Origin of the sequence: Pseudarthrobacter sulfonivorans, assembly GCF_024391045.1 — a bacterium.
Taxonomy (GTDB): domain Bacteria; phylum Actinomycetota; class Actinomycetes; order Actinomycetales; family Micrococcaceae; genus Arthrobacter; species Arthrobacter sulfonivorans_B.
In genome coordinates, this window is the sequence record NZ_JANFCZ010000021.1 from 47,874 (window position 1) to 59,548 (window position 11,675).

General features: G+C 66.4%; 9 protein-coding genes. 7 read left to right on the forward strand and 2 right to left on the reverse strand.

From position 1 onward, the window contains the following. Positions 1-41: 41 nt before the first annotated feature. A complete protein-coding gene (locus NQJ30_RS14010; protein WP_255770566.1) occupies positions 42-1,151 on the reverse strand; it encodes an alkene reductase in 1,110 nt (369 codons plus the stop codon). A 145-nt stretch (positions 1,152-1,296) separates the two neighbouring features. On the opposite strand from NQJ30_RS14010, the gene NQJ30_RS14015 reads away from it, so the two are divergent. Next, a complete protein-coding gene (locus NQJ30_RS14015) occupies positions 1,297-1,935 on the forward strand; it encodes a TetR/AcrR family transcriptional regulator (protein WP_255770567.1) in 639 nt (212 codons plus the stop codon). A gap of 147 nt (positions 1,936-2,082) precedes the next feature. Here the strand turns inward: NQJ30_RS14015 and NQJ30_RS14020 are convergent, their stop codons facing one another. Beyond that, positions 2,083-3,435: an MFS transporter gene (locus NQJ30_RS14020; RefSeq protein ID WP_255770568.1), complete on the reverse strand. Its 1,353-nt coding sequence runs from the start codon at positions 3,433-3,435 to the stop codon at positions 2,083-2,085. A 313-nt stretch (positions 3,436-3,748) separates the two neighbouring features. Between NQJ30_RS14020 and NQJ30_RS14025 the strand changes: the two genes are divergently transcribed. The 6 genes from NQJ30_RS14025 (at position 3,749) to pta (ending at position 11,658) form a co-directional block, all read left to right on the forward strand. After that, positions 3,749-5,284: a class I adenylate-forming enzyme family protein gene (locus NQJ30_RS14025; protein WP_255770569.1), complete on the forward strand. Its 1,536-nt coding sequence runs from the start codon at positions 3,749-3,751 to the stop codon at positions 5,282-5,284. Next, the gene (locus NQJ30_RS14030) at positions 5,281-6,102 is read left to right on the forward strand and encodes a fumarylacetoacetate hydrolase family protein (protein ID WP_255770570.1); all 822 of its coding nucleotides are present in this window, start codon (positions 5,281-5,283) and stop codon (positions 6,100-6,102) included. Before NQJ30_RS14025 ends, NQJ30_RS14030 begins: the two co-directional genes overlap by 4 nt. Positions 6,103-6,158: 56 nt before the next feature. Further along, positions 6,159-7,928 carry an acetyl/propionyl/methylcrotonyl-CoA carboxylase subunit alpha gene (locus NQJ30_RS14035; protein ID WP_255770571.1) on the forward strand — a complete coding sequence of 590 codons (1,770 nt, stop codon included), beginning with the start codon at positions 6,159-6,161 and terminating at the stop codon, positions 7,926-7,928. Further along, positions 7,925-8,791 (forward strand): HpcH/HpaI aldolase/citrate lyase family protein, encoded by an 867-nt coding sequence (locus NQJ30_RS14040; protein WP_255770572.1) that lies wholly within the window; start codon positions 7,925-7,927, stop codon positions 8,789-8,791. Before NQJ30_RS14035 ends, NQJ30_RS14040 begins: the two co-directional genes overlap by 4 nt. Before the next feature lie 55 nt (positions 8,792-8,846). Beyond that, complete coding sequence (locus NQJ30_RS14045; protein WP_255770573.1) at positions 8,847-9,350, forward strand: MaoC family dehydratase; 504 nt, start codon at positions 8,847-8,849, stop codon at positions 9,348-9,350. Between the two features lie 214 nt (positions 9,351-9,564). Then, a complete protein-coding gene (gene pta / locus NQJ30_RS14050; protein WP_255770574.1) occupies positions 9,565-11,658 on the forward strand; it encodes a phosphate acetyltransferase in 2,094 nt (697 codons plus the stop codon). Positions 11,659-11,675 lie beyond the last annotated feature (17 nt).

The following is an 11,675-nucleotide window of genomic DNA, read 5'->3' on the forward strand; positions in this document are numbered from 1 at the left end:
GCTGGTCTCCTTCGGGAGGGTGGGTGGCTGGTGTCCGGCGTTCAGAGTCCGCTGATGGCCAGCGACGGGTAGTCGGTGTAGCCTTCGTGGCCGCCGCCGTAGATGCCTGCGGGACGCAGTGGCTCCAACGCGGCCCCGGTGCGGAAGCGCTGCGGGAGGTCGGGGTTGGCGATGAACAGCCTGCCGAAGCCCACCAGATCAGCGGTTCCGTCGGCGAGCAGCCGTTCCGCCGACGTCTGGTCATGTCCGCCGGTGACGATGACGACGCCGTCGAACAGGGCGGCGAGCTCCGCGGTGGGGATGGAATCCTCGGGTCTCGCCACTGTGGTGGATCCGGCGATCTCCGGCTCCACCAGGTGCAGGTACGCGAGTCCCAGCTCATTGAGCGTGCGCACCGCGGTGGAGTACAGGGTGCGCTTGTCCGTGTCGCGGGCGTCCATCCAGTCCGACGACGGCGAGAGCCGGACGCCGATGCGTTCGGCCGGGAGGGACCGGGCTACCTCGGTGATCACCTCGAGGAGGAAACGCATGCGGTTTTCGTACGAACCGCCGTAGTGGTCGGTCCGCTGGTTCGATGCGTCGTTCAGGAACTGGTCAATCAGATAGCCGTTGGCTGCATGCAGTTCGACGCCGTCGAACCCCGCCCGGACGGCGTTGCGGGCCGCGGTGCCGTACGCCTGCACGATGTCGGTGATCTCCGCCGTCGTCAGTTCCCGGGGCACCTCGTACGGAATCCTGCCCGAGGGAGCGCGGTACTGGTAACCGGTGATGGGGATGGCTGAGGGCGCCTTCGGCGGCAGGCCGTCGGGCTGGACGGTCGAATGCGATTGCCTGCCGACGTGCCACAGCTGGGCATAGACGGCGGCGCCGTGACGCTTGGCTGCTGCCACCACCGGCCGCCATGCCGCCACCTGCTCGGCGGAGTAGAGCCCGGGGACGCGGGCGTACGCCGTGGCCTGCGGAGCGATCACCACTCCTTCGCTGATCACCAGGCCCGCACCGGCACGCTGGCGGTAATACTCCTCCATCAGCTGGGTGGGGATGCCGTCATTCGTGGCGCGGCTGCGGGTCAGGGGCGGGAGGACAATGCGGTTCGGCAGGGGCTGGCCTCCGAGGACAAGGCTGTCGAACAAGCGGCTTGGACGTTCCACGAACTTCTCCTCAAGACTTACAAGCGTTTGTACGTTAGTCTGAGTTTTCCGCATGTTTTTGCCAGTGTCAACGCCTGACGGCCGAAAGCGGACGCTTGTTAGGATGAAGACAACTACGACTCGATGTTGAAAGGCGGCGGCCAACATGACCGTACGAGCCGAACGAAACACAGCCCAGGCCATCAGGGAAGGGGCAGCGCACCTCTTCTTCGAGCGCGGCTACGATGCCACCACCCTGCGCCAGGTTGCCGCCGCCGCCGGGCTGAAGGTCGGCAGCCTCTACAACCACATCGACAGCAAGGAACACCTCCTGCTGCAGATCATGGGCGGCATCATCGATGACCTGCTCGAACGCGTGGAGGAAGCGGTGGCTGCCGCGAACGGCGGGGACAGTGTGGACCTGCTCCAGGCCGCACTGGCCGAGCACATCACCTTCCACGCCGAGCGGGCCCAGGAAGTGTTCATCGGCAACGCCGAACTGCGCTCGCTGCCCCAGGACGCACGCGAAGTGGTGATCAAGAAGCGTGCGGACTACGAACTGATTCTGGAAAAGCTGGTCACCGCCGCCGGCAAGGACGGGCTCGCGGACGTCATCGACGCCAAGATCCACGTGTACAGCTTCGTGGCCCAGGCAACGCACATCGCCGGCTGGTTCAAACCCGGCGGACGGTTCTCGCTTGACGAGATTGTCCGCATCTACACGCGCCTGGCGCTGCGCGAACTCCAGGTGAAGGATGCCGACGAGCGCGTCCTTCGGGGTGCCGGTTCCAGCTCCGCCGCCTAAGGCTTGACCGAGCGGCGACCTCTCGGCGCTTAGGCGGACGCTTAGCGCCGAGATGCCGCCACTCGATGGGCGGACGGAACACGCGAATGCCCGGCCGGAGAAATCCAGCCGGGCATTCGACGTGTGTGGCCTCGTGTGTGGCTAGGGTCAGTGCTCCTCGTGCAGGGACTGTTTGTAGCGTTCCGGCAGTGTCAGCGTGGCCACGACGGAGATCAGGACGATACCGAGGGCGATTGCCGTCAGTGCCAGCGTCCCGTTCGACGTGTTCTGGAAGATCCAGGCGGCGATGAACGGAATGGGTGCCCCGAAGATGAGGCCCGCCAGGGTCATGCCGAGCGCTGAGCCGGTGTAGCGCATGCTGGTGGGCAGGGATTCCGAGAAGAACGCGGCCTGCGTGCCGGCGGTGACTTGGATGCCGCACAGTGCCAGGGCGATGATGGCCACGCTGGCCGGGTAGTTCATCGAGTTCATGATGGGGAACATGGTGCCGGCGGCGATGCCCTGCATGCCCAGGCCCAGGAGGAAGGTCTTCTTGCGGCCGATCCGGTCACTGAGCCGGCCGCCGAGGACCGCGGCGGGAATGGAAACCATGTTGGCAATGAGCAGGAGGCCAAACGTGATCGAATTGTCGTAGCCGAGCTCCTTGGTGAGGTAGTTCACGGCGTAGGTGACGCTGATCCAGAACAATCCGGCGGAGGCGGCCCAGGACAGCACCAGCTTGATGACCGTGCCGGGCTTCTTCACGATGACTGCCAGGGCGCGTTCCTGCGGGATGGCCGAGTCTGCTGCCTTCTTCTGGTTCTCCTTGAACGCGGGCGTCTCCTCGATCCGCCGCCGGATGAACACCCCCACCGCCAGCAGCAGCACGCCCATCAGGAAAGGCACCCGCCAGCCCCACGCGGCAAAGTCCTCCTTGGACAGGAACATGGCGAGCCCTGTGAGCGTGATGGAGGCGAACGTCTGTGCGAGCGGCGAGCCGGTGGCCAGGATCCCGCCGTACAGGCCCCGGTGATTCGTGGGTGCGTGCTCCACAACGAGCACCTGCACGCCGGTGGCTTCGCCGCCGAGGGCGAATCCCTGAAGGAACCGAAGCACCACCAGCAGCGTCGGCGCGAGGATTCCTGCCACTGCGTAGGTGGGCAGCAGGCCGATCAGCACAGAGGCCATGCCCATCAGCACCAGGGTGAACATCAGGACGTTCCGCCGGCCGATCTTGTCGCCCAGGGCGCCGAAGACAATTCCGCCCAGCGGCCGCGCCACCATCCCGGCCCCGAAAGTGGCGAAGGAAGCCAGGATGGCCGAGTTCGTGTCAAAGCTGGGAAAGAAGAGCTGGGGGAACAAGGTTGCCGAGAGGGTGCCATACACGGCGAAGTCGAACCACTCCAGCGCTGTGCCGAACGTGCCGCTCACCACCGCCCGCTGCGACGTCTTCGGATCGAATGCTGGTGCTTCATGCACCCCGGGCGGGGCGGGCTGAACTGGACTTGTTAATTCCGACATTGGAACTCATTCCGTGGATGGGTGAAGGGGCAAGGCCTGGGCCGGGCGGAGTGCCAGTGCGGTCACCAGGGTAAGACAAGCGTTCGTTCGAAAGCATAGGGTGTGATCTGCATCGCCCGCAAGGGGGAGTTTTCGCGGCCCTCAAATGGTCCCGCATGCGGAACGCTGCATAGTGGCGATCGGGATCAGGGCGGCCTCTTGCGGGAAGAATCAACTCGGACTACGCTATGAACAAACGCTTGTTCGTTGATGAATAAGTACAGTGGATTCGTAAAGTTCCGGACTCCACATCAGCCCGACCGAGGAGTGGACAGTGCGAACGATTGGTGAGTGGATCAGGCTCAACCACCGGCGCTACCCGACGCGTGAAGCGATCGTGGACAGTGTCAGCCGGCTGACGTTCGCCGAGCTGGCGGAGCGTGCGTGGAGCTTGGGCCGGGGCCTGCGGGACGCCGGTGTCCGGGCGGGCGGCAATGTGGGTGTCCTGGCCGGCAATTCAGCCTTCAACGCCGAGGCGTTTTTCGGTGTGGCTGCCGCCGGCGGCACCTACGTTGCCTACAACTGGCGCTGGGCACCCGCGGAGCTCGCCGCCGGCATCAAGGAGACCGGCGCAAAGATCCTGCTGGTGGAGGAAGGGCTCGTTCCGAACGCCGAGGAGGCCCTGGAGATCCTGGGCCGCACCGAGGAAGACCTGCCGCGGCTGGTCCGTCAGGGTTCGGAAGTGGACACCCTGCGCACCGGCTCGGGTCCGTTGGAGGACGTCACCACCCTGGACAGCCCGCTCTGCATCATTTACACCGGCGGCAGCACGGGAACGCCGAAAGGGGTGGTTATTTCCCACCGGGCGGCAGCCGCCAACGCGTTCAACGAGATGTACGACTGCAAGATGGGCGCCCGGCCTGAGGAACGCGGCCTGATCGTCACCCCGCTCTTCCACTCGGCCGCCCTGCTGTGCTGGCTGGTGCCGCACTTCATCGGCGGGGCCACCAGCGTGATCGCCGAGAAGTTCAACGAGGAACTGATTGTGGACCTGGTGGGACGGGAACGGATCACCAACACCTTCCTCATTCCCAACATGATGCGCCGGCTGATGGAGAACGGCGTCTTTGCCGAGCGCGCCATCCAGACCCACCTCAAGGCGGTCCATACCGGCGCCGGGCTGCTGCGCATGCCGGACAAGCAGCTCTTCACCGAGCTGCTGCCCGACGCCGAACTGTACTTCCGCTACGGCCTCACCGAGGCGGGGCCCATGGTCACCCGGCTGAAGCCGGAAGACATGCTGGATCCCGCCGTCGACGGTTCCATCGGCACCGAATACCTGCTGGTCGAGGCACAGCTGCAGGATCCCTTCGGTGAGCCCGTTGGCCCGGGCGAACTGGGCGAGATCTGCGTCAAGGGCCCGTCCGTGATGACCGGATACTACGGCCGGCCGGACGCCACCGCCGAGGCTTTCCGCGGCGGCTGGCTGCACACCGGTGACCTGGCCGTCCAGGATGAGCGCGGCTACTACTTCTTCCGCGACCGGCTCAAGGAAATGATCAAGACCGGCGGCGAAAACGTCTACTCGGCCGAGATCGAGCAGGCGCTGTACCTGCACCCCGCAGTCCTGGAGGCTGCCGTGGTGGGCGTCCCGGACCCGCGCTGGGACGAGGAGGTGCGCGCCGTCGTCGTCCTCCGCAACGGACTGAAGGCCAACGGCGAGGAGCTTTCCACGTTCCTGCGCTCGCACCTGGCCGGGTACAAAATTCCCAAGCAAATTGTCTTCATGGGCGCCGACCAGCTGCCCCGTTCCGCCGCCGGCAAGCTCGTCAAGTCCACGCTCAAAACGAACCTGGGATGGGGCGCATGAAACTCGCAACTGTTCGCACCGAAGCGGGAACGTCCGCGGCGGTTGAGGTGGACGGCGCCCTGGCGCTGCTGCCGTTTGCCGACGTCGGGGAGTGGCTGCGTGCCGGGTCCCCGGCAGTGGAAGCCTACGACGGCGGTGCGCGGGTTGCGCTGGCAGCGGCGGACTTCGCGCCGCTGGTCACCGCCCCCGGAAAGATTGTGTGCGTGGGCCTGAACTACCGCGAGCACATCCTGGAGATGCGGCGCGAACTTCCGGCCTATCCCACCCTGTTTGCCAAGTTCGCGGACGCCCTGATCGGCGCCAACGATCCGATCGTCCTCCCGCACGGTTCCGCAGCCGTTGACTGGGAGGCCGAACTCGCCGTCGTCATCGGAACAAAGGTTTCGCGGGCCACGGAAGAGGAAGCAGCGGCCGCGATAGCCGGCTTCACGGTGGCCAACGACATCTCCGCCCGCGACTTCCAGCGCCGGACCACGGAATGGCTGCAGGGCAAAACCTTTGACGCCACCACACCGCTTGGCCCGTTCCTGCTGACCGCCGACGAAGCCGGCACTGCCCCGGACCTGGAGATTTCCTGCGCCGTGGACGGGATTGTCAAGCAGAAGGCCGGCACCGGTGACCTGGTGTTCGGCCCGGTGGAACTTGTCCGCTACATCTCCGCGGTGACCACCCTCAACCCCGGCGACGTCATCCTCACAGGGACTCCCGGCGGCGTGGGGGACGGGCTCAACCCCAAGGAATTCCTGGCTGACGGCAGCTCCGTAACCACCTCGATCTCCGGCATCGGCGAATGCCGCAACACCTGCATCACGCGCTGAATCCCGCGCTCTGACTCTCACACGCTGACTCCCGCGCCTAAAAACTAAGGACCACCATGTTCACCAAGATCCTCATCGCCAACCGCGGCGAAATTTCCGTCCGGGTGGCACGCAGCTGCCGCGCCCTGGGCATCGAGTCCGTGGCAGTGTACTCGGCCGCCGACGCCGGTTCCCTGCATGTCCGCGTGGCCGACACCGGCGTCGACCTCGGCGACGGGCCGGCCAGCGAAAACTACCTCAATATCTCCAAGATCATCGCGGCCGCCGTCGAAACCGGCGCCCAGGCTATCCACCCGGGCTACGGATTCCTCTCGGAAAACCCCGAGTTCGCCGAAGCCGTGGCGGCCGCGGGTCTGACGTTCATTGGGCCCTCCGCACACGCCATCACCACCATGGGCGGCAAGGTGGCCGCCCGCGACGTCGCCATCCGTGTCCAGGTGCCGCTCGCCCCGGGCAGCAACGGAGCGATCGCCAGCGCCGCCGCCGTGGAAGCCTTCGGTGCCGAACACGGCTACCCCGTGCTGGTGAAGGCCTCCGCGGGCGGTGGCGGACGCGGCATGCGCCGGATCAACTCCGAGGCCGAAGCGAAGGACGCGTTCGACGCCGCCGTCCGCGAAGCCACCGCCGCGTTCGGCAACGGCGAGGTGTACCTGGAGCGCTACCTCACCCACGCACGCCACGTGGAAGTGCAGATCTTCGCGGACACCCACGGGAACGTGGTGTACGTCGGCGACCGCGACTGCTCCGTACAGCGCCGGCACCAGAAACTCATCGAGGAATCCCCGGCCCCCGGCCTGTCCGACGAGCTGCGCCAGGCCATGGGCGAATCCGCCGTGCGGCTGGCCCGCGAGGTGGGCTACGTCGGTGCAGGCACCGTCGAATTCATGGTGGAGGACCAGAAGTTCTACTTCCTGGAAATGAACACCCGCATCCAGGTGGAGCACCCGGTCACCGAAATGGTGCACGGCGTGGACCTCATCGCCGAACAGATCAAAGTGGCGGCCGGCGAGAAGCTTTCCATCCTGGACAACCTGAAGCCCAAGGGTGCTGCCATCGAGGCCCGCATCAACGCCGAGGACGTGGCCGAAGGCCTCTTCCTGCCGGCGCCGGGTCCGGTGGATGTATTGACGGCGCCGGAGGGCGAAGGCCTGCGGTTTGACGCCGGCTACGAATCGGGCGACACCGTGCTGCCGCTCTACGACAGCCTCATTGGCAAGCTCATCGCCTACGGCCCGGACCGCGAAACAGCCATCAAGCGACTGCTGGACGGCCTGGACAGGCTGCAGATCGAAGGCGTCCCCACAACGGCTCCGGCGGCGAAAATCATTGCCTCCCACCCGGACTTCCAGGAGCTGCGGTTCAGCACACTTTGGCTGGAGGAGTCCGTGGACTTCAGCGAACCCGAGCCCGTGGACCGCGCCAACGTGGAGGTGGGCGGACGCTTCTACATCGTGCCGACGTTCAGCGACTACGGGACGTCGGGTGGCTACGGCACCGGCGGCTACGGTGCGCCCGCGGCTGCCGCGGATGCTCCCGCAGACCCAGCTGCCGCCGTCGGACGCACCCGCCAGGCGCGGGCACGGCGCGAGGCCGTCAGCGACGGCACCGTCAAGGCCCCGATGCAGGGCACCATCGTCAAGGTCAACGTGGAACCGGGGCAGAGGGTGGCCAAGGGGGACGTGCTGTTCGTCCTCGAAGCCATGAAGATGGAGAACCCCATTGCCGCCCCCGTGGCCGGAACCGTCGGGGACATCACCGCCGGCGTCGGGGAATCCCTGGCCGCCGGCACCCTGCTGACCAAGATCACCGAGGAGGCTGCAGCATGAAACCCTATCGCTCCCTGCTGTTCGTTCCGGGCCACAAACGGGACTGGATCGACAAGGCGTTGAACTCCGAGGCCGACGCCATCATCATCGACCTCGAGGATTCGGTTCCGCCGCAGGACAAGGACCTCGCCCGGGCCAACGCCCGCGACGCCCTCCAGGCCCACGACGGGTCCAAAGGGATCCTGATCCGGCCCAACGCCCTGGACACCGAATTCTTTGGCCGGGACATCGCGGCCGTGACGCATGCGAACCTGACAGCGTTCCTGCTGCCCAAACTGTTCTCCCGCGACGACGTGGTGCGGTTCGACGCGCTGGTCACAGCGGCGGAACTGGACCACGGCATTTCCCGCGGCACCATTGAACTCGTGCCGTCGCTCGAGACCGCCGCGTCCATCAACAAGGTGGACGAGATCCTGGCCGGCCCGCGGGTGGGTGGTGTGATGGCCGCCGCGGCGAAGGATGCTGACGTGTCCCGCGAAGTGGGCTTCCGCTGGACCGCCGCGGGTTTGGAGACCCTGTACCTGCGCTCCAAGGTGGTGGTGGCTGCCCGGTCCGCGGGCATCCGCACCATTGTGCTGGGGCTCTGGCAGGAGGTGCGGAACCTGGACGGGATGCGCACCTTCGCACAGGACAACAGCGGACTCGGCTACACCGGCCAGGTGCTCATCCACCCGTCCCATGCCCCGATCGCCAACGAGGAATACGGGCTCACCGCCACACTGCACGACTACTACGAAGGCCTGATCGAGGCATTCGAAGAAGGCCAGCGCAACGGCCACGGAGCAGTTTCCTACCGGGGCGACCACATTGACCTGGCCCACGCCAACCACGCCCGCGAGGCACTGGCGCTGGCCGACGCCTGACCCTTCCCGTTTTCCAACTCACCCGATACCTGCACCACAAGCAAAGGAGCCTGTCATGGCCGGAATGTACTACGAAGATTTTATTGTCGGCGATGTCATCAAGCACGATGTCACCCGCACCGTCACCGAGACGGACAACCTCCTGTTCACCACACTGACCATGAACGTCCAGCCCCTGCACCTCGATGCCGAATTCTCGAAGGGCAGCATCTACGGCCGGCAGATCGTCAACAGCGTCTTCACCCTCGGTGTGGTCACCGGTGTCCCGGTCCAGGAAACCACCCTCGGCACCACCCTGGGCAACCTGGGCTTCCGGGACATCGAGTTTCCCAAGCCGGTGTTCATCGGCGACACCCTCCGCGTGGAGACCCAGGCCCTGGACAAGCGCGAATCCAAGTCCCGCCCCGACACCGGACTCGTGGGCATCGAACACCGCGGCTACAACCAGAACAACGAGCTGGTCTGCGTCGTCCGCCGAACGGCCCTGATGAAGCGCCGCGCCAGCGAGCCCTCCGCCGCCCCTGCCGACGCCAGCCAAAAGACCGAAGTCACCGTCTAACCGCCACCCCTGGCGACGCACTCTCACCTAACGCAGGGTTTTTCACGACGCTCGCTCACTTTCCTGAGGAAAGTGAGCGAGCGTCGTGGCTTTTCCTGCGTTAGGTGAGAGAGCGTCAGGGGCGGGGTGAGTTGCGCCGGCGCCTGAAGCAGCCCCGAGAGCCGCGAGGTGCAAGGATGGTTGGTACCGGCACCAGCACAGCAAAGGGCGGACCATGGCCAAAGGTATATACGTCAGCGCAACCACTCCGGGCTCGGGCAAGTCGTTAGTGGCCCTGGGCCTCGCGGACACCCTGCACCGGCATGCGGACCGGATCGGCTTCTTCAAGCCGGTGGTCCACGGCCAGGACGCGGCGGATGATCCCATGGTGGCCCTGATGAAGGCACGTTTCGGGCTCGACGACGACCGGTGCCGCGGCGGCCTGACATCCGCCGAGGTGCGCGCCCTCCTCGCAGACGGAAAGCGGGCGGACATCGACGCGCGCTGCGTGGAGATCTTCGCCGAGATCGCCAGGCATTGCGACGTGGTGATCGTGGAGGGGACGGACCTCACCGGCCAGGATGCCGCCGTCGAGTTTGACCTGAACGCCCGGCTGGCCAACAACCTCGCCGCCCCCGTAGTGGCGGTGGTGGGTGCCAAGGGGCTCAGCGTGTCCGAGGCGGCGGCCGCCGTCGAGGTTGCCCGCAAGGAGCTGATCGCGGAGAAATGTTCGCTGCTGGCCATCATGGTGAACCGGGCCGACGCACGCCTGGTGGACCGGATCGCCGCCGAGGTGACGGTGGGAGCTTCCGGCCGGCCGGTTTACGTCCTGCCCGAACTGGAGGAGATCGCCCGGCCCACCACCGGCGAGGTGGCCGCGGCCCTGGGTGTGCGGCAGATCGCGGGCCGTGCGGACATGGAACGCGACGTGAAGGACATCAAGGTGGCCGCCATGAACGTGGGCAACTTCCTGAACGTGCTGGATGAGGGTGCGCTGGTGATCGTGCCCGGCGACCGCGCTGACGTGATGGTGGCCTGCCTGGCGTCGTCGTTCTCGCCGGAATTCCCGGTGCCTTCGGCGCTGATCCTCACCGGCGGCCTGGCGCCCGACGCCAACATCTACCCGCTCCTCGCGCAGGCCCCCTTCCCTGTGTTTTCCGCCGGCGAGGACACGTACATGACGGCCAAACGCGTCTCCGAAGTCCGGAGCGAGATCTGGTCCGGTCACCGCCGCAAGGTGGCCTCCGCCCTGGGCCTCTGGTCCAAGCGCGTGGACGAGACTGAACTGGTGGAACGCCTCCACCTGCCCCGCCTGGAACGCATGACGCCACTGCGGTTCCTGCATGACCTGATCGAGCGCGCCCGCGCGCAGCGGAGGCATGTGGTGCTGCCGGAAGGGACGGACGTGCGGATCCTGCGGGCCGCGGAAATCCTGCACCGCCGCGACGTCTGCGACCTCACCCTGCTGGGGCCCGAACCGGACGTCCGCGAGTTGGCCGCGGCCAACGGGATCGACTTGTCCGGCATTAACATCGTGGACCCGGCCACCTCGGAGCTGCGCCAACAGTTCGCCGAAAAGTACGCCGAACTGCGCGCGCACAAGGGCGTGGACCTGGCCAAGGCGCTGGAAATCATGCAGGACGGCAGCTATTTCGGCACCATGATGGTCCAGCTGGGCGTGGTGGACGGCATGGTGTCCGGCGCCGCGCACACCACCGCGCACACCATCCGTCCGGCCCTGGAGTTCGTCAAAACCCGCGACGGCGTAAAGATTGTCTCGTCGGTGTTCCTGATGCTGATGCCGGACCGTGTGCTGGTCTACGGCGACTGTGCCGTGAACCCGGACCCCAACGTCGAGCAGCTGGCGGATATTGCGCTTGCCTCGGCGGAGACCGCCGCGCAGTTCGGCGTGGAGCCGCGGGTTGCCATGCTGTCGTACTCCACCGGCGCCTCGGGCTCCGGCGGGGCCGTGGACGAAGTCCGGCAGGCCACCGAACTGGTGCGTCAGCGCCGCCCGGATCTCGCCGTCGAAGGTCCCATCCAGTACGACGCCGCCGTGGATGCCTCCATCGCGGAGTCCAAAATGCCGGGCTCATCGGTCGCGGGGCAGGCGACCGTCTTTATCTTCCCGGACCTCAACACCGGCAACAACACGTACAAGGCGGTGCAGCAGAGTTCGGGGGCGGTCGCCGTCGGGCCTGTCCTGCAGGGCCTCCGCAAGCCGGTCAACGACCTCTCCCGCGGCTGCACCGTGGAGGACATCGTGAACACGGTGGCCATCACCGCGATCCAGGCGCAGGTGCCGGTCCCGGCGGCCGTTGAGGCATGAGGTTTTCCAGACTCAAA